The organism is Clostridium sp. AM58-1XD (assembly GCF_003464085.1).
Taxonomy (GTDB): Bacteria; Bacillota; Clostridia; order Lachnospirales; family Lachnospiraceae; genus Lachnoclostridium_A.
The window spans coordinates 1-16892 of sequence record NZ_QSDR01000031.1 but is presented as its reverse complement, the minus strand read 5'-3'; the positions used below and the strand labels follow the sequence as shown (position 1 = coordinate 16892).

Here is a 16892-nt window from a genome sequence, read left to right as displayed (position 1 = left end):
AAGGAAAGATAATGAAGATTAGAACATATACAGGCAGAGTTATCTTGTATCTTATAGCGGCCTGCGCTTTGACGGGATGCAAAACGGGAAACAGCGAGGAAAGGATTCCGGAAGCACCGGCAGCCGTTACCGTCTGGCACAGCTATAATGCACTTGCAAAAATAAAATTTGACCAGCTGGTAATGAATTTTAACGAAACAGTTGGTATGGAAAAGGGGATTGTGGTGGATTCTCAGGGATATGGTTCCAGTGAGGAACTGTCCGATGCCCTTTATGATTCTGCAAATGAGATGACAGGCTCTGATGCGCTTCCTAATATTTTTATATCGTATCCGGACAGCGCATATCGGTTAAATGAAATTGCGCCTCTTGTAAAGATGGAAACTTATTTTACGGAAGAAGAACTGGCAGCATACAGGAAGGAATTCCTGGAAGAAGGGATTTGGGACGGAACGGACTCCTACAGGATGATACCGATTGCCAAATCAACGGAGCTTCTGTATCTGAACCGCACGGACTGGGATCGCTTTGCAGAAGAAACGGGAGCATCCATGGAGCTACTGCGTACATGGGAGGGGCTCAGTAAGGCGGCATCCATGTATTATGACTGGTCGCAGGGCAAGGCATTCCTGGGTATAAATTCCTATAATGATTTTGCTGTTTTGAGCGCTGCCCAGGCAGGAGAAGAACCGTATGATGAAAAAGGCGGGTTCCATTATTCGCGTGAGACGGCAAAGCGGGCCTGGGATGCATATTATGTTCCCCATATCCAGGGATGGTACAGAAGCAGTGTCTATAACCAGGATGGAATCAAGAGCGGAAATCTGATCGCTTATATCGGTTCTTCAGCAGGGGCTTCCTTTTTCCCGGAAGAAGTCATTGTAAACGATCATGAAACATATCCTGTCGAATGTGAGGTTCTGCCTTATCCTGTATTTAAGGACGGGGGAAATTATATGACGCAAAGAGGGGCTAATCTGGCTGTTTTTGAGTCTGATCCCGTTCATGAGGCAGCTGCAGTCGAATTCTTAAAGTGGATTACGGCGCCGGAACAGAACGTAAAATTTGCCGTATCAACTGGTTATCTTCCGGTACAGAATAAGGCGCTGGATTCTGCAGAACTGGTGGTGGAATATGTCGAAGAAGAAAATAACCCGGAAGCTGTAAAGCTGGGAATGAAAGCAGCAATCAAGGCGATGGAGAGCGGCATATTCTACAGCAGAAAACCTTTTAAGGGATCCTATGAGAGAAACGCCGTTTTTTCAGAATCCCTTGCAGACAGAACATCCAGAGATATTATGGAATTGGAGGCATCCGGAGCGGATTATGATGATAAGCTCCATAAATTTTTGAGTGAAGAAAACTTCGAAGCGTGGTATCAGTCCCTTTTAATAGAAATGGATGGCGGGGCCAATGAGCAGAAAGATTAAAAGCAGATCAATTGCATTCCGGCTGGCAATGGCGTTTATCGTTACTGCCATTCTTCAAAGTGTGCTTTTGGCTTCCCTGATGATCGCAGGAGGCGTTCTGGACCAGACCAGAAAAAACCAGTACAAGATATTTGCGGAAAAAGTAAACGGGCGCAAGGATAATTTGATAAATGAGATGAATTACGTCTGGACGAATTTCGAAAGGGATACAGAACAGATTACACGGTATTTTGATGAGAATGGTTATGACGGTGCCCCGGATCAGGCAGATCAGGTGTTGGAAGATCTGGCTCCGCTAATTCTGGATGCCCTGTACCACACGAAAACTACAGGGGCTTTCTTTATACTTCCGGGAGAAGGGGAGAACGACGATTCCCTGCCTGCTCTGTATTTCCGCAATATGAATCCAGACCGGAACTACAGAGGCGAGGACAATATCTATATGCACATTGGTCCCTGGAATGTGGCGGAAAAGCAGAAGGTAGCGACAACGGCGAACTGGACTTTGAGGTTGAAATTGGATGATGGCAACAGGGCCTTTTATGATAAGCCGTATCAGGCGGCTCTGAAAGAGGGAAAATCCAAGTGGCTGGGATACTGGAGCACCCCATTTATAGTAAACCCTCAGGATGATGAAGCTGTTACATATTCCGTGCCGCTGTTTGGAAAAGACGGCAGGATTTTGGGAATCTTCGGTGTTGAAATATCCGTAGATTACATGTACCGCCATCTTCCTGCGCTGGAACTGCAGCCCCAGAACGCATACGGTTATATTATTGGAATCCGCCGCGGAGAAACGGAGCCTTTGGAACTGGCGGTTACCCATGGAGCTATGCAGAAACGGATGATCAATCAGCAAGAGCCGCTTACGCTGGAACCGGTCAATGAGGAAAATTCAATTTTCCGATTAAAGAACCATAACAGCGGCAGGGATATTTATGCATGTGTAAACCACATGGGGATGTATTACAGCAATACGCCATTTGCCAACGAAGAGTGGTATCTGATCGGCCTTATAGATGGGCCTTCCATGCTTCAGCTTCCCATGCAGATTGCGGATATCCTGAATTATTCCCTTATTATATCGCTGTGCCTCGGTGTTGTTATTGCCGTTTTCATGAGCAGATGGTTTACGAAACACTCTCAACTGATGGAGATTTCCGGGCTGCCGGCGGGAGCCTTTGAGATTAAAAACTATTCCGGACGCGTATTGATGACGAGTCAGGTTCCAAGACTGCTTGGACTGAGTCCGGAACAGGAAAGAAAATTCTGTAAGGATAAGAAGAAGTTTCTGGAGTATCTGGACGGTTTGAAGCCGTATGAATCAGAAAAGGAAAACCTGTTTCTCCTGGAGAAAGACGGCAGAAAGTGGTGGCTGAAAATCAGCAGAAAAAGGACGGACAGTTCGATTCGTGGTGTGATTGAAGACGTGACGGACGATGTGCTGCAGACAGAGGCGCTGGTCGTGGAACGTGATAAGGATGGTCTGACGGGAGTTAAAAATAGAATGGCGTTCCAGACAATGATGGAACATACCGATCTTCAGGAGGCTATTACAGAAAAAACGGCCTTTGTTATGTGCGATCTGAACGATCTGAAAGGCGTCAATGATGTCTATGGACATGAAGAAGGAGATGGATATATCATAGCGGCTGCAGAGGCGATCAGGCGGGCCTTTGGAAACAACGAGCTGTACCGTACGGGAGGAGACGAATTTGTTGCTGTTGTAAAGGGGTGGGAACAGAATCAGATCGATCAGGCGATACGGTCAATGGAGACGGATATGAAAGAATACAGTTCCCATACAACGTATCATGTGGCGATTGCTGCAGGCGTTGCTTTCTGCGATCTGAATCAGGATGTGCGCATAGAGGGGACTCTTTCCAGAGCGGACGCGGATATGTACCGCAATAAGAAGCGGATGAAAAGCAGAGAAAGATAAATAAAAATAAATCAGATAAAATAGTTTGAAAAATCAAAACTGCATCATAAAAATTGAATAAAGCTCCAAATCGTGGTGATACTCTCAGCAGGAAACAAAGATTAACTGCAGGGAGGTATCACCATGAACAGAGAAAATAAACCGGACAAGCCAAATGTATTCAGGGGAGAACTGTATTATGCAGATTTGTCACCTGTCGTAGGCTCTGAACAGGGCGGTGTCCGTCCGGTGCTGATCATACAGAACGATATGGGAAACAGACATAGTCCGACAGTGATCGTGGCTGCGATTACGAGTAAAATGACAAAGGCATTGCTGCCGACGCATGTAAGCCTGGGCAGAGAAGAAAACGGGCTGAAACAGGATTCAGTTGTTTTAATGGAACAGATCAGGACAATAGACAGGAATCGTTTAAAGGAATACATAGGACGATTGAAACAGGAGCAGATGGCGCGGGTGGAAACGGCGGCAGCCGTAAGTCTGGGACTGCTGGGCATGGGAAATACGGGAAGAAACAGCAGAACAGCGTAATGAGGCCATGCCGGTAAAATTCAAAACAAAAAAATATTGACAATCAGCGACCTGAAAGCTATAATTTCACTTTATGAAATGAAACTGAATAGTCGTGGCAAAGGTGTCCGATTCCGGAAATAGATTGATAGATATACAGTTATCTGTTAATAATTTTCTTAGGGAGAGGACATCTTTTTGTTTTCCGGAAAAGCCCAATTTATTGCAAGGCGATAAAGAGGACGATAACCTGAGAAGCAAAAACGTACCGCGAGCGGGATATTTTTATGGAGGGAAAAACAGATGGAGACAAAGTATATTTTTGTGACAGGCGGAGTCGTGTCCGGCCTGGGAAAGGGTATAACGGCTGCATCATTAGGCAGGCTTTTGAAGGCCAGAGGCCTTAAAGTAGCGGCTCAGAAGCTGGACCCGTATGTGAACGTCGATCCGGGCACGATGAGCCCGTTTCAGCATGGAGAGGTATTTGTTACAGAAGATGGGGCGGAAACGGATTTGGATTTGGGCCATTATGAACGGTTTATTGATGAAGACTTAAACAAGATGTCAAACCTGACTTCCGGAAAGGTGTACTGGAATGTACTGAACAAGGAACGGAGGGGGGAATATCTTGGAAAAACGGTGCAGGTGATTCCTCATATTACGGAGGAAATCAAGAAATTTATTTATGGAGTCGGGACTTATACGGATGCGAATGTGGTAATCACGGAAATCGGCGGAACGATCGGCGATATTGAAAGCCAGCCGTTTTTGGAAGCCATCCGCCAGGTCTTCAGGGAAATGGGTCATGAACGCTGTCTGCTCATGCATGTGGTTCTGGTTCCGTATCTTAAGTGCTCCGGAGAGCATAAGACGAAGCCGGCTCAGCATTCGGTAAGAGAGCTCCAGGGAATGGGGATTATGCCGGATATCGTCATTGCCCGTTGTGACGAACCTCTGGAAGATGAAATTCCCCAGAAAATAGCAATGTTCTGCGACGTTGAGCCGGACTGTGTCATCGAGAACATGACTTTGGGCAGCCTGTATGAGGTGCCTTGATGCTTCATGATAAAAAACTGGACGAGATTGTTTGCAGGAAACTGAACCTGCACTGCAGGGAGGCGAAGCTGGAGGAATGGAACCGGCTGTGCAGGACGATCGGTGAAGCCAAAAAAGAAGTTAAGATAGCAATTGTGGGAAAATACATTGAACTACACGACGCATATTTGTCTGTTGTGGAGGCATTAAACCACGGAGGGTATGAAAATCTGGCTAAAATTAAATTAGAGTGGGTAGATTCGGAATTTCTTACAGAGGCTGATATGGCTGAAAAACTGAAAGGCGCGGCTGGAATTCTAGTACCAGGAGGATTTGGCGAACGGGGTATTGAAGGAATGATTGCAGCTGCACGCTATGCCAGAGAAAAGAAAATTCCCTATTTTGGTATATGCCTTGGCATGCAGGTAGCGGTCATGGAATTTGCGCGTCATGTAGCTGGTATGGAAGACGCGGACTCGCGGGAGTTCAGTCAGACTTCGAAGCATCTAGTCATTGATTTAATGCCGGATCAGAAAGGGAATATTCCAAAGGGCGGTACGATGCGGCTCGGCGCCTATCCATGTGAGATTCTAAACGGTTCCCGTCTGAAAGAAATTTATGGGCAAAGTAGAATAAAAGAGCGCCATCGTCACCGTTATGAGGTAAACAATGAATTCAGAGAAGAATTGGAGAGGGCGGGACTTGTATTCAGCGGGCTCTCTCCGGATGGACGCCTTGTAGAAGCAATTGAACTGAAGGAGCATCCGTTTTTTATTGCGGTACAGTATCATCCCGAGTTTAAATCCAGGCCGAACCATGCGCATCCGATCTTCAGAGAGTTTGTGAAGGCGTGCCTCCTAAGCAGCCATAAACAGTCATAAGAACCTCTGGACCTATGAATATAATTGATATTTCAGCCGTAACGTGTCATAATATACAGGAAAGAATATAAAAAATATAGCAACTCATTATTCAGATTATTTCGAAAAAGGGGAAATTTATGAATATATTTCTTGGGATTATGATACCTTTTATAGGTACGACAGCCGGTGCGGCCGGCGTATTTTTCTTGAAAAATGAAATAAGGCCCAGAGTCCAGAAAATGCTGCTTGGATTTGCATCCGGAGTTATGGTGGCAGCTTCCGTGTGGTCTCTTCTTATGCCGGCCATGGATATGGCGGAAGATATGGGAAAATTTGCGTTTATTCCTGCGGCAGTCGGTTTTCTGCTTGGAATCGCCTTCCTGCTTGGAATGGACCGCCTGATTCCTCATCTCCACGTGGGGAGCACGGAGCCGGAGGGACCGAAGAGCAGCTGGAAAAAGACGACAATGCTGGTATTGGCTGTGACCCTTCACAACATTCCGGAAGGCATGGCCGTGGGTGTTGTTTTTGCAGGAATGATGAACGGGAACAGCGGAATTACGGCAGCAGGCGCATTTGCCCTGTCTCTTGGAATTGCAATTCAGAACTTTCCGGAAGGCGCGATCATTTCCCTCCCGCTAAAAAGCGAAGGTATGAGCCAGTCTAAAGCGTTTATGTACGGTACGGCCTCTGGAATCGTTGAACCGATGGGAGCAGGAATTACGATACTTCTGGCAGCATACATCACGCCGGTTCTGCCCTATCTGCTGTCCTTTGCAGCAGGCGCTATGATTTACGTAGTAGTAGAGGAGCTGATACCGGAATCAGCAGAAGGAGAACACTCCAATATCGGTACGATCGGTTTTGCAATTGGTTTTGTAATTATGATGATTCTGGATGTTGCGTTAGGATAATTGGTATGGATATGAGCACGGAAATAGAGATCAGACATGCACAAGAAACGGATGTGAAAGAAATTGTTCGCCTGATTAAAGAGGCAGGCCAGGGATTGGAACACAGAGACTGGTTCGTTCCGGATGATGAGACGTTTATCAGGCAGCATATGAGACACGGGTCAGGAAGCTTTGTTCTGGCAGCAGACTGTCGGGAGACAGAGGAAAGCAGGAAGGAGCTCGCCGGCTATCTGATTGTCCGCTGTCCGCAAAAAGACGATGACAATTTAGGGCGCGTTTTACAAAATCAGGAACGAATGCCGGATGAAAGTATGATGGACAGAGTTTTTCATATGGAATCGGCAGCTGTTTCAAAAAAGTATTCCGGAAGGCATATTCAGTACCGGTTGATGGCAGCAGCGGAAGAAGAGCTGAAAAATACGAAAGGGAGTCCTGTATGGCTCTGCGGAACGGTTCACCCGGACAATAAAAAAAGCCTCCATACATTTCTTAGGCTGGGATATGAAATCGATGCCACAGTGAAAAAATATGGAGGACTGGACAGACATATTATGTGTAAATACTGTTGATCATCTGTTTCAGAAGAAATCGCAGACTTCTTCTAGGGATTTTTTCTTTAAAACTGGGAGTTCATAGGAAGGATCTGGTTTGCCTACACATAAGATCATAACGGGAGTCTCGCCTTCCGGCCGGTTCAGAAGAGTTCTCAAAAATGCAGGGGGAGCCGGTGTATAGGTCAGGCTGGCATAACCCGCATTCCTTATGGCATTAATAAGAAAACCGATGGCGATACCTATGGATTCATTGACATAGTAGTTCATGTCTCTGCTTCCGTCCTCAAGTATGCGGTACTGCTCCTTAAAAATTGCGATCAGGCACGGAGCTTCTGTTAAAAATGGTTTTTCACTGCCGGTTTTCAGCTTTTTCAGATCCTGGCGCCACGCATCGCTGATTTTTTCTTCGTAAAATGTGCGTTCAACGAGTTCGGCTTCGCGCCGTATATTCTGTTTCAGCGCAGGGTCAGTGATAACACAGAAATGCCATGGCTGCTTATCTGCTCCGCTGGGAGCGGTGGCGGCTGTCATAATGCAGTTGCGGATCCCATTCAGATCCACCATATCAGGCAGAAACTTTCGGTAAGTTCTCCTAAGGCGGCTTTCTGATAATAGTTCTTCAGGTGTAAGGGGCATGAGTCATATCTCCTTTATGTATAATTATATGATATCAGTATACAGGATGGGAAATTAATAAACAATATAAAATAATCCGAAAAGGGATTTCTGCCAGGCAGCGCCTGTGGAGAGCCCTTTTTCTTGCGTTAAAAGGAAACTTATGATATTCTAAAAGGTGGATAATAAGAGATTAATTATACATAAGAAAAGAGGAAAAGGAGGGGATCGTATGGAAGTCGGTTTTGAAATGGCGCTGGAACAAAAACAGACGCTGTCGCAGACACAGATACAGTCTTTGGAGATTCTGGCAATGGACAGTATAGAACTGAATCGCTTTCTGCATGATGAATATCTGGAGAATCCGATTCTGGATTATACTGGGGGAAGCTCCGGTCCGGTAAAGACACAGGAACTGAGTACGGAATATGTGAGTATGCCGTTTTATCAGCATGGCGAAGATATCAGTGAAGAAAGAGAAAAAAATGACGGGATTATTCCGGCAGAGGAAAAGGATACGGTAAAGCTGTATCTGATGTGGCAGCTGGATAAAGGCAAGTATTCAGAAGAACAGTGGGGAGTCATTGAGTATTTGATTGACTGCCTGGAAGATAACGGTTTTTTTACGATTCCGGTAGAGGAAGTTGCAAAAATGTGCAAGGTTCCGGTTCAGATGGCGGAAGACTGCTGGATGATCTGCGGCAGCTGGAGCATACGGCATTTTTGCAGAAGATTTAAAACACTGTCTGTTAAAACAGCTTCAGGTTACAGGAATGGAAGAATCATATGAGTGGAAAATCGTGGAAGGATATCTGGAACAGGTCGCAGAAGGGAAAATAAGCGTCATTTCCAGGGAACTGAAGCTGCCTACGGCAAAGGTCAGAAAGTGCATAGAAAATATCGGCGGACTGAATCCAAGACCTTTAACAGGATTTAATACGGAAAAAACCTCTTATGTTGTTCCTGACATTGTGCTGAAGAAAGAAGAGGGCGTCTGGACAGGAGAACTGAATGATTCCTGGGTGCAGGACTACAGGATCAACGATTATTATCTTCAGATGATGAAAGAATCCAGTGAGGAAGAACTGGTTAATTATTTTAGAACAAAGCTGGAGCGGGTGCGGTTTATTATGAACAGTATTGAACAGCGCCGCCAGACGATGATGGGAATTGTGAATCTGATTATAGAGAGACAGATTGATTTTCTGGAGGGAAAAGGGCCGTTAAAACCGATGACAATGAGCGATGCGGCAAGAGAACTGGGTGTTCATCCGTCTACGGTCAGCCGCGCAATCAGAGGCAAGTACGTACAGTATCCAAGCGGCAGCATTTTCATGAAGGCGCTTTTCACAGCCTCCGCGAGCAAGGAAAGCAGTGGCGATGAGGGTATCACCACGATGGGAATCAAACAGTTTATTAAAGAGCTTATTGAAGGGGAAAATAAGCAGAAGCCGTTCAGCGATCAGGAACTTGTAAAAAAGCTGGACGAACAGGGGATACATATATCCAGAAGAGCAGTAGCCAAATACAGAGAAGAGATGCAGATTAAAGGAAGTTTTGAGAGAAAGTCGTTTGGCTGATCCAAATAAAAAAATATTATAGATAGATCATAAAAATTCTGATTTTTATTGAGGATATGCCGTGGTATAATAGGAACACTTGGCAGGAAGCTTTAACCATTCCCTATTGGATCGGTGCCAGAGAAATAAAAGGAGGAGCAGAACATGAGAATATTAGTTACCGGAGGAGCCGGCTATATTGGAAGCCATACATGTTTAGAACTGCTGAATCAGGGACACGAGGTTGTTGTATTCGATAATTTATGCAATTCTTCAGAGGAAGCGTTGAAAAGAGTACAGGAAATTACGGGAAAAAGTCTGACATTTTATAAGGCGGATATGCTGGACCGTGATGCACTGGAAGAAATCTTCTCGAAAGAAAAGATTGATGCAGTCATTCACTTTGCCGGGCTGAAGGCTGTTGGAGAATCTGTAGCCAAACCTTTGGAGTATTACTATAACAATATTACCGGTACGCTGATTCTCTGCGATGTGATGAGAAAACACGGGGTAAAGAAGATTATTTTCAGTTCTTCTGCTACTGTTTATGGAGATCCGGCGTTTGTTCCGATCACAGAAGACTGTCCAAAGGGAAAAATCACCAATCCTTATGGACAGACAAAGAGCATGCTGGAACAGATTCTGACAGATCTTCATGTGGCAGATCCGGAGTGGAATGTAATCCTGCTTCGCTACTTCAATCCGGTAGGCGCCCATGAAAGCGGAATGATCGGGGAGGATCCGAAGGGAATACCGAACAATCTGACTCCGTATATCACTCAGGTAGCGGTCGGAAAGCTGAAGGAAGTCGGTGTCTTTGGCGATGATTATGACACGCCTGACGGGACGGGAGTAAGAGATTATATCCATGTTGTAGACCTGGCGATCGGACATGTAAAGGCCCTGAAAAAGTTCGGGGATGCACCGGAAGTTTATATATACAATCTGGGAACAGGCTGCGGTTACAGCGTACTTGAGGTGATTCATGCTTTTTCCAAAGCGGTAGGCCGTGAAATTCCATATGTAATCAAGCCGAGAAGAGCGGGAGATATTGCAACATGCTATGCAGACTCAACGAAAGCGAAAGAAGAGCTTGGATGGACGGCAGAGCGCGGCATCGATGAGATGTGTGCGGACAGCTGGAGATGGCAGTCTAAAAATCCGGACGGTTATCGCAAGTAAAAGATAGAAGATATGATTATGTGACGCTGCGGCAGCTGCATTGAGCGGGATTCCTTGAGAATCCCGCTTTGTTATTTAACAGGGATCCCCGGCATCTCGAGGCACGGGGAACAGGCAGACATAAATGGGTTTGTGATAAAAGAGGAGAGGCAGCAGGATTTGCCTTTGTTTGACAATTGTGAGAGTCAAAGTATATAATGGAAGAAGTTGGAATACGCAGCCTCGCGGATCAGACTTACGGTGCAGGAAACCGGACGGAAGTTCAGTTGTGGCGGCATATCTGAACAGTGAATAAGGCATACTAATATATAGCATAATGAACAAAATACAGAGAGAGTATAGGGAATACAGAAGGGATTAAAATGAAACTTGAATTTAAACCAGTAGAAGCAGAAGATATGGCGGTTATCACTCCTTTTATCGGACTGAGACCAAACAAGAGCTGTGACAGTGTTTTTCTTGACAGTTTTTTATGGAAGGAATTCTATCATGTCCGTTATGCAATCAGTGATGGAAAAGCGGTACAGTGGATGATGGAAGATAAGGGCGGACCATTTGGGGCGATGCCGTTATGCAGAGAAGAAGAGCTGGAGCATTATTTTTATGAAATGGTGGAATATTTTAATGAGGTTCTCCACGTACCATTCCGAATCTATCTGGCAGATGAAGAAGGGGTGAAGAAGCTGAATCTTGATCCGGCTAAGTTCCGAGTGACAGAGCAGGAAGATTTAAAAGATTACCTGTATGATGGGGAAGCGCTCCGTACGTTGGCAGGAAAGAAACTTCATAAGAAGAAAAACAACATTAATGCCTTTATGAGAGAATATGAAGGCCGTTTTGAATACAGGAAATTATGCTGTTCCGACAGGGATGATGTGTGGAAATTCCTGGATCACTGGAGGGAACAGAAGGGTGAGGAAGTAGAAGAGCATCTGGACTATGAGGTGCACGGAATCCATGCAATATTAAAGAACTGTTCGTCGCTCCCTGTTGAAATGGGGGGCGTCTATATCGATAATAAAATGGAGGCATTTACGATCGGAAGCCTGAATCCAAGGGAGAATATGGCAGTTATACACATCGAAAAGGCGAATCCTGATATCCGCGGCCTGTACCAGTACATCAACAGGGAATTCCTGATTCATGCATTTCCGGATGTTGCTCTGGTGAACCGTGAAGACGATCTGGGGCTGGAAGGACTGAGAAAGGCAAAGATGTCTTACAATCCCATTGCCTCGAAAGAAAGTATATGATCGAACAGATCTTGTAAGAATGGTACAGGAAAGGAATGGGCTGAGATTCTGTATGGAGACAAAAATCAGATATCTGGATGAACGGGAAAAGAGCCGCAGGTTGTGGGAAACGGCATTTCCCGAAGATTCAAAAGAGTTTGCCGACTACTATTTCAGGGACAAAATCAGGGATAACAGAGTTCTGGTTAAGGAAGAAGAAGGGGAGATTCTTTCTATGCTGCATTTGAACCCCTATAACATGAAGGTCGGAGACAGGGCGTACAGGCTGGATTACATCGTAGGGGTAGCTACAAGGCAGGACAGACGCCATGAGGGCCATATGAAAAGCCTTTTGGAGAAGATGATGGAGGATATGTATGAGGAACGTGTACCGTTTACATTTCTCATGCCGGCCAGTGAAAAAATCTATTCTCCTTTTGATTTCCGCTTTATTTATGATCAGCCGTACTGGAAACTTAGCCCTGGCTATGAGGAACGGAAAGTCACCGCAGGACATCTGGCAGAAGCGTCCGGTGAGAAGCTTCCTGATGCCGCCAAGGTGGCCGATTGGATGAATCAATGGCTGGAAGAGCGTTTTGACGTTTATACAATCAGAACCGAAGAATATGTAAAAAGGCTGGACGCGGAACTTGCCAGTGAAGACGGGAGCTGGATATTTCTGTACAGGGATGGCAAACTTGCCGGAATCCGCTGCTTATGGGGCTTGAAAGAGAAGGAAGAGCGTCTTTTATATCTGAGCGATAAGGGTACAGCAGAGGCAGACAGGATGAAACCGGCTGTCATGGCCAGGCTGATCTGTTTAGAAGAGTTTACCGCCAATATCCGCCTGAAACATGACTGCGGGATCCATTCCATGGAAGTGAAAATCGGTGTAGAAGACCATTTTATCCGCCAGAATAACGGAATCTGGCTGTGGAAGTTAAGCATGTCCGGTTCTGTTCTGGAAAAAATATCAGACCAGGTTCCTTCTGACGCAACAGAGGAAAGTACGGTCTTTACTCCGGGGGAACTGATTGAGTGGCTGACAGGATACCGGACGGATATGAAAAGGGAATGGATGGAGTTTGTGGAACCGCTTGGAAAGATATTTATTGATGAGGTTGTCTGAAACCAGAAAGGGGACTTAGGCTTATGGATGGACGGGAACAATTGAAAGAATGGATTGATGAGAGCAGCAATATAGTATTTTTCGGAGGGGCAGGTGTCTCTACGGAAAGCGGAATTCCTGACTTTCGCAGCACGGACGGCCTTTATCATCAGCAGTATGATTACCCTCCGGAGACGATTTTAAGCCACAGTTTTTATGTGAAGAAGACGGAAGAGTTTTACCGGTTTTACAGAAATAAAATGATCGTGACGGGGGCAAAGCCGAATAAAGCGCATCTGGCCCTTGCAAAGCTGGAATCAGAAGGAAAACTGAAAGCAGTTATCACTCAGAATATCGATGGACTTCATCAGGCTGCAGGAAGCAGGGAAGTGCTGGAGCTGCACGGCTCCGTCCACCGCAATTACTGTACGCGCTGCGGAAAGTTGTATGGACTGGATACAATTGCGGAATCAACAGGCGTTCCTAAGTGCAGCTGCGGCGGAACAATTAAGCCTGATGTAGTTCTTTACGAAGAAGGGCTGGACCAGGACACGCTTAGAAAGTCTGTTGATTACATAAGCCATGCGGATGTTCTGATCGTAGGCGGAACTTCCCTGACCGTGTATCCGGCAGCAGGATTGATCGATTATTATAGAGGACATAAACTGGTTCTGATCAATAAGGACGTGACGCCTCTCGACAGAAGGGCTGACCTTGTGATCGGCGGTAAAATCGGAGAGGTCCTTGGCGGAATTATGGAGGAAATATGATTGAACGGCCGAATTATGAAATAGGTGATGTTGTAACTCTGAAGAAACCTCATCCATGCGGAAGCCAGGACTGGGAAATTCTGCGCGTAGGCGCTGATTTCCGTCTGAAATGTACAGGCTGTGGCCATCAGATTATGGTACCCAGGAAACTGGTGGAGAAAAATACGAGAGGATTGAAGAAAAAAGGAGAGTAAATCCTTATTTTTAAAGGATTTCTCTTGGAAAGTGCTTGCAATCAAAGAAAATATCTGGTAAAATATTTACTCGTGACACAAATAATATCCTTGCTCCCGAAAATGAAATTCAGGGGCCAGAGACCACAAGGAGGTAGAAAAGCATGAACAAATATGAGTTAGCAGTTGTTCTTAGCGCAAAGCTCGAGGATGAAGAAAGAGCAGCAGCAATCGAAAAGGTGAAGGGTTATATCACTCGTTTCGGCGGTACTGTTACCAACGTTGATGAATGGGGTAAGAAGAGATTAGCTTACGAAATTCAGAAGATGAAGGAAGCTTACTATTACTTTATCCAGTTTGATGGCGATTCCGTATGCCCGAATGAAGTAGAAGCTCACATTCGTATTATGGAACCGGTTATCAGATACTTATGCGTAAGACAGGATGCATAATAGATAAGAAAGAGTGATCGTATGAATAGAGTTATCTTGATGGGTAGATTAACAAGGGATCCTGAAGTAAGGTATTCCCAGGGCGAACGTTCTATGGCAATTACAAGATATACCCTTGCAGTTGACAGGAGAGGCCGCAGAAACCAGGAAGGTTCTGAACAGACAGCAGATTTTATCACCTGTGTCGCATTTGACAGGGCTGGAGAATTTGCAGAAAAGTATTTCCACCAGGGAATGCGCGTACTTGTTTCAGGGCGTATTCAGACTGGAAGCTACACCAACAGAGACGGTCAGAAGGTTTATACTACAGAAGTGATTGTAGATGATCAGGAATTTGCAGACAGCAAGGGATCAGCTGCAGATATGGGGGGCTATCAGGCTTCCGCACCTGCACAGAGACCGGCGCCGTCCAGCGCAATCGGCGATGGATTTATGAACATTCCTGACGGAGTAGAAGACGAAGGTCTTCCGTTTAACTAAAATATAAGGAGGTAACAGCAATGGCTTTTAACAAGAATGATAGAGCTGATGGTTCCAAGATGAGAAGAGGCGGAATGCGCAGAAGAAAAAAAGTTTGTGTATTCTGTGGTGAAAAGAATGGCGACATCGATTACAAAGATGTTAATAAATTAAAGAGATACGTATCTGAGAGAGGTAAAATTCTTCCTAGAAGAATCACAGGAAACTGTGCAAAACATCAGAGAGCTTTAACTGTAGCAATCAAGAGAGCTCGCCATATCGCTTTAATGCCATATACCTGCGATTAATGGTCCATTTTTAAGGCTGCTGCATTGGCTGGTTTTATAAACCGGCTGGTGCGCAGCCTTTTTGTACTTACGGAACTGATTGTGTTTATTACGATAATTGAGGGAGAGAATGAATATGATGAAAAAAATTTACCGGACAGGAGCTGCGCTTCTGATGATCTTACTTTTAGCAGGATGTTCATCCAAGAAAGCGGAGACAGAGCCGGAGACGGACCCGGCTGACCAGGCATATCCGATTACAATTGGAGATACAGAGATCGTCGTAGGAGAAACATCGGTTGGGACGCTGCTGGATGCAGGATTTATGATCACGGTTTCAGACATGGACAGCCAGAAGAACATAACTGTATATGAAATTGATCCGGCTCAGGAGCTGGAAGCAAACAGCTATTATACAGGCGGTACTCTTCGCAAAGACGATATCATTTATGGAAACATATCGATTATAACCGTAGAAGCAGGCCCTATGGGAGATGCAGTAGTTGCGCGTCTGGAACTGGATGGCTATGATTTCGATAAATCTGCTGTCAAATTCGCAGGCGTTCCGCTGAATGAGCTTACAAATGAGAAGGTTCAGGAGGTGGCAGAAGGTCTGACCGGAGATGAGTATATGCAGTTCTATAAAGGCGATGAATACGAAGTGTTCTTTGGCTTCGATACAGAAGGGGGCCTGACAAAGGTTTCCATGGAAAAGAAATATGATATAGACTGGACGAAAAAAGAATAAAATACATAAATAAAAGGAAGCTGGTGCTCGAAGCAATTCGGAGCATCAGCTTTTTTGTTTTCCGGGAAGGACCTTGTTCTTATAGGGAAGTTTGACCTATGAATAAAAAAGCACCGTAATTTAAATAAAATAAAACTTTACGAATCTGGAATGGTACATATAGATAGAAGAATAGGAGGGGGAACAATGATTGAAAATAGCTTAACTAAAATATACGATGGACTATTTGAACTAAGAGACAGTATGGATCAGATGATTCGGCAGCTTCAGGATGTACAAAAGGTTTTAGATACCACCGGCTATTGGCTTGGGTATGTGCAGGATGACAACTGTGAATTTGAGGCAGCAGCTGTACGGATTATGTTAAATTATTTAAAGGAGCTGGAAACTAAAATGATAGAAAACGAAACTCAGATAGGATTAATGGAAAATGCGGCAGAGGCCATTAAAGATAAGGTAAAACATAAATAAAGAAAAAGAACAGGAATACGTATGGAAGAAGCGATAAAAAATAGTGACGCGCCGTGAAAGCGCGGAACTATTTGCTACGGCTGGACCGCAAGGTCAAGGCGTTTCCCGTCCGTTTTTATGGAACGAAGTATGAGCGGAATAAAAAATAGGATACATACGCACGTATCCTACTTCTTATTTTTCATTATACTGATTAGAGAAGCTAAAGCATTTATCTCTTCGTTAGTCAGCATGGCAGTATCCAAAGCAGATTTCGAGTCGTTGCCTAACAGATAATCAGTCGAAACATGAAATAGCTTAGATAACTGTATCAGATTTTCGTATGACGGACGCCTAATTGCGGATTCATAAGCAGAAATCATGCTGGACGTACAGCCGATCTGCTGTGCAACCTGCGATTGCGTTAAATGTCTGCCTTCACGCAGCTTTTTTAATTTGTCGCTGAAATCGATCATATGTTACTTCTCCTTTTGTGTTATCTTACATGAATGTTGAAAACTATTGGCAATTTAAAAATTCAAATAGTTGAAAAAAGGAAAGTAGTAGTATATAATAAGAAAAAGATATGATATTATGTGAAAATTATTT

General features: G+C 44.8%; 19 protein-coding genes and 1 pseudogene. 18 read left to right on the top strand and 2 right to left on the bottom strand.

Annotated elements, in window-relative coordinates; translation table 11 throughout:
* Positions 1–11: 11 nt before the first annotated feature.
* From DXA13_RS16650 to DXA13_RS16625, 6 genes and pseudogenes are all read left to right on the top strand, one after another.
* A complete protein-coding gene (locus tag DXA13_RS16650) occupies positions 12–1430 on the top strand; it encodes an extracellular solute-binding protein (RefSeq protein ID WP_118246155.1) in 1419 nt (472 codons plus the stop codon).
* A complete protein-coding gene (locus DXA13_RS16645) occupies positions 1414–3372 on the top strand; it encodes a diguanylate cyclase (RefSeq protein WP_118246153.1) in 1959 nt (652 codons plus the stop codon). The genes DXA13_RS16650 and DXA13_RS16645 overlap by 17 nt, the downstream gene beginning before the upstream one ends.
* Before the next feature lie 123 nt (positions 3373–3495).
* A complete protein-coding gene (locus DXA13_RS16640) occupies positions 3496–3903 on the top strand; it encodes a type II toxin-antitoxin system PemK/MazF family toxin (RefSeq protein WP_118246151.1) in 408 nt (135 codons plus the stop codon).
* Positions 3904–4185: 282 nt separating this feature from the next.
* Positions 4186–5798: pseudogene (locus tag DXA13_RS16635) on the top strand (CTP synthase).
* 119 nt (positions 5799–5917) lie between these two features.
* Complete coding sequence (locus DXA13_RS16630; protein WP_118246149.1) at positions 5918–6694, top strand: ZIP family metal transporter; 777 nt, start codon at positions 5918–5920, stop codon at positions 6692–6694.
* A gap of 5 nt (positions 6695–6699) precedes the next feature.
* Positions 6700–7263: a GNAT family N-acetyltransferase gene (locus DXA13_RS16625; RefSeq protein WP_118246147.1), complete on the top strand. Its 564-nt coding sequence runs from the start codon at positions 6700–6702 to the stop codon at positions 7261–7263.
* 9 nt (positions 7264–7272) lie between these two features.
* Here the strand turns inward: DXA13_RS16625 and DXA13_RS16620 are convergent, their stop codons facing one another.
* Complete coding sequence (locus DXA13_RS16620; protein ID WP_118246145.1) at positions 7273–7884, bottom strand: nitroreductase family protein; 612 nt, start codon at positions 7882–7884, stop codon at positions 7273–7275.
* 211 nt (positions 7885–8095) lie between these two features.
* Between DXA13_RS16620 and DXA13_RS16615 the strand changes: the two genes are divergently transcribed.
* The 12 genes from DXA13_RS16615 to DXA13_RS16560 all read left to right on the top strand — a co-directional run bounded on the left by DXA13_RS16615 (position 8096) and on the right by DXA13_RS16560 (position 16304).
* Positions 8096–8653, top strand: a complete 558-nt coding sequence (locus DXA13_RS16615; RefSeq protein ID WP_118246143.1) for a hypothetical protein — start codon at positions 8096–8098, stop codon at positions 8651–8653.
* On the top strand, positions 8637–9443 hold the full coding sequence (locus DXA13_RS22545; RefSeq protein ID WP_118246141.1) for a hypothetical protein: 807 nt from the start codon (positions 8637–8639) through the stop codon (positions 9441–9443). The genes DXA13_RS16615 and DXA13_RS22545 overlap by 17 nt, the downstream gene beginning before the upstream one ends.
* 144 nt (positions 9444–9587) lie before the next feature.
* Positions 9588–10604 carry a UDP-glucose 4-epimerase GalE gene (gene galE / locus DXA13_RS16605; protein WP_118246139.1) on the top strand — a complete coding sequence of 339 codons (1017 nt, stop codon included), beginning with the start codon at positions 9588–9590 and terminating at the stop codon, positions 10602–10604.
* Positions 10605–10966: 362 nt separating this feature from the next.
* Positions 10967–11857 (top strand): phosphatidylglycerol lysyltransferase domain-containing protein, encoded by an 891-nt coding sequence (locus DXA13_RS16600; protein ID WP_181995716.1) that lies wholly within the window; start codon positions 10967–10969, stop codon positions 11855–11857.
* 52 nt (positions 11858–11909) lie between these two features.
* Positions 11910–12965: a GNAT family N-acetyltransferase gene (locus DXA13_RS16595; protein ID WP_181995715.1), complete on the top strand. Its 1056-nt coding sequence runs from the start codon at positions 11910–11912 to the stop codon at positions 12963–12965.
* Positions 12966–12988: 23 nt separating this feature from the next.
* Positions 12989–13714, top strand: a complete 726-nt coding sequence (locus DXA13_RS16590; protein WP_118246135.1) for an NAD-dependent protein deacylase — start codon at positions 12989–12991, stop codon at positions 13712–13714.
* The gene (locus DXA13_RS16585) at positions 13711–13908 is read left to right on the top strand and encodes a DUF951 domain-containing protein (protein ID WP_118246133.1); all 198 of its coding nucleotides are present in this window, start codon (positions 13711–13713) and stop codon (positions 13906–13908) included. Before DXA13_RS16590 ends, DXA13_RS16585 begins: the two co-directional genes overlap by 4 nt.
* A gap of 143 nt (positions 13909–14051) precedes the next feature.
* Positions 14052–14339, top strand: coding sequence for a 30S ribosomal protein S6 (rpsF, locus tag DXA13_RS16580; RefSeq protein WP_118246131.1), 288 nt, complete (start codon positions 14052–14054; stop codon positions 14337–14339).
* Positions 14340–14360: 21 nt separating this feature from the next.
* Entirely contained in the window at positions 14361–14819 is a 459-nt protein-coding gene (locus DXA13_RS16575) for a single-stranded DNA-binding protein (RefSeq protein WP_118246129.1), read from the top strand.
* A gap of 20 nt (positions 14820–14839) precedes the next feature.
* Positions 14840–15106 (top strand): 30S ribosomal protein S18, encoded by a 267-nt coding sequence (gene rpsR / locus DXA13_RS16570; protein WP_118246127.1) that lies wholly within the window; start codon positions 14840–14842, stop codon positions 15104–15106.
* A 115-nt stretch (positions 15107–15221) separates the two neighbouring features.
* On the top strand, positions 15222–15833 hold the full coding sequence (locus DXA13_RS16565; protein ID WP_118246125.1) for a hypothetical protein: 612 nt from the start codon (positions 15222–15224) through the stop codon (positions 15831–15833).
* Between the two features lie 186 nt (positions 15834–16019).
* Entirely contained in the window at positions 16020–16304 is a 285-nt protein-coding gene (locus DXA13_RS16560) for a hypothetical protein (RefSeq protein WP_118246123.1), read from the top strand.
* A gap of 167 nt (positions 16305–16471) precedes the next feature.
* Here DXA13_RS16560 and DXA13_RS16555 read toward each other — a convergent pair whose 3' ends face one another.
* Positions 16472–16759 (bottom strand): helix-turn-helix transcriptional regulator, encoded by a 288-nt coding sequence (locus DXA13_RS16555; RefSeq protein WP_118246121.1) that lies wholly within the window; start codon positions 16757–16759, stop codon positions 16472–16474.
* Positions 16760–16892: the final 133 nt, after the last annotated feature.

Excerpts from the sequence above, each read along its gene's own strand:
- DXA13_RS16565 (WP_118246125.1), top strand. The coding sequence starts at position 15,222 with ATGATGAAAAAAATTTACCGGACAGGAGCTGCGCTTCTGATGATCTTA.
- DXA13_RS16585 (WP_118246133.1), top strand. The coding sequence starts at position 13,711 with ATGATTGAACGGCCGAATTATGAAATAGGTGATGTTGTAACTCTGAAG.
- DXA13_RS16590 (WP_118246135.1), top strand. The coding sequence starts at position 12,989 with ATGGATGGACGGGAACAATTGAAAGAATGGATTGATGAGAGCAGCAAT.
- DXA13_RS16625 (WP_118246147.1), top strand. The coding sequence starts at position 6,700 with ATGGATATGAGCACGGAAATAGAGATCAGACATGCACAAGAAACGGAT.
- rpsF (WP_118246131.1), top strand. The coding sequence starts at position 14,052 with ATGAACAAATATGAGTTAGCAGTTGTTCTTAGCGCAAAGCTCGAGGAT.
- DXA13_RS16620 (WP_118246145.1), bottom strand. The coding sequence starts at position 7,884 with ATGCCCCTTACACCTGAAGAACTATTATCAGAAAGCCGCCTTAGGAGA.
- DXA13_RS16640 (WP_118246151.1), top strand. The coding sequence starts at position 3,496 with ATGAACAGAGAAAATAAACCGGACAAGCCAAATGTATTCAGGGGAGAA.
- DXA13_RS16560 (WP_118246123.1), top strand. The coding sequence starts at position 16,020 with ATGATTGAAAATAGCTTAACTAAAATATACGATGGACTATTTGAACTA.
- rpsR (WP_118246127.1), top strand. The coding sequence starts at position 14,840 with ATGGCTTTTAACAAGAATGATAGAGCTGATGGTTCCAAGATGAGAAGA.
- galE (WP_118246139.1), top strand. The coding sequence starts at position 9,588 with ATGAGAATATTAGTTACCGGAGGAGCCGGCTATATTGGAAGCCATACA.
- DXA13_RS16630 (WP_118246149.1), top strand. The coding sequence starts at position 5,918 with ATGAATATATTTCTTGGGATTATGATACCTTTTATAGGTACGACAGCC.
- DXA13_RS16575 (WP_118246129.1), top strand. The coding sequence starts at position 14,361 with ATGAATAGAGTTATCTTGATGGGTAGATTAACAAGGGATCCTGAAGTA.
- DXA13_RS16615 (WP_118246143.1), top strand. The coding sequence starts at position 8,096 with ATGGAAGTCGGTTTTGAAATGGCGCTGGAACAAAAACAGACGCTGTCG.
- DXA13_RS16600 (WP_181995716.1), top strand. The coding sequence starts at position 10,967 with ATGAAACTTGAATTTAAACCAGTAGAAGCAGAAGATATGGCGGTTATC.
- DXA13_RS16645 (WP_118246153.1), top strand. The coding sequence starts at position 1,414 with ATGAGCAGAAAGATTAAAAGCAGATCAATTGCATTCCGGCTGGCAATG.
- DXA13_RS22545 (WP_118246141.1), top strand. The coding sequence starts at position 8,637 with ATGGAAGAATCATATGAGTGGAAAATCGTGGAAGGATATCTGGAACAG.
- DXA13_RS16555 (WP_118246121.1), bottom strand. The coding sequence starts at position 16,759 with ATGATCGATTTCAGCGACAAATTAAAAAAGCTGCGTGAAGGCAGACAT.
- DXA13_RS16595 (WP_181995715.1), top strand. The coding sequence starts at position 11,910 with ATGGAGACAAAAATCAGATATCTGGATGAACGGGAAAAGAGCCGCAGG.
- DXA13_RS16650 (WP_118246155.1), top strand. The coding sequence starts at position 12 with ATGAAGATTAGAACATATACAGGCAGAGTTATCTTGTATCTTATAGCG.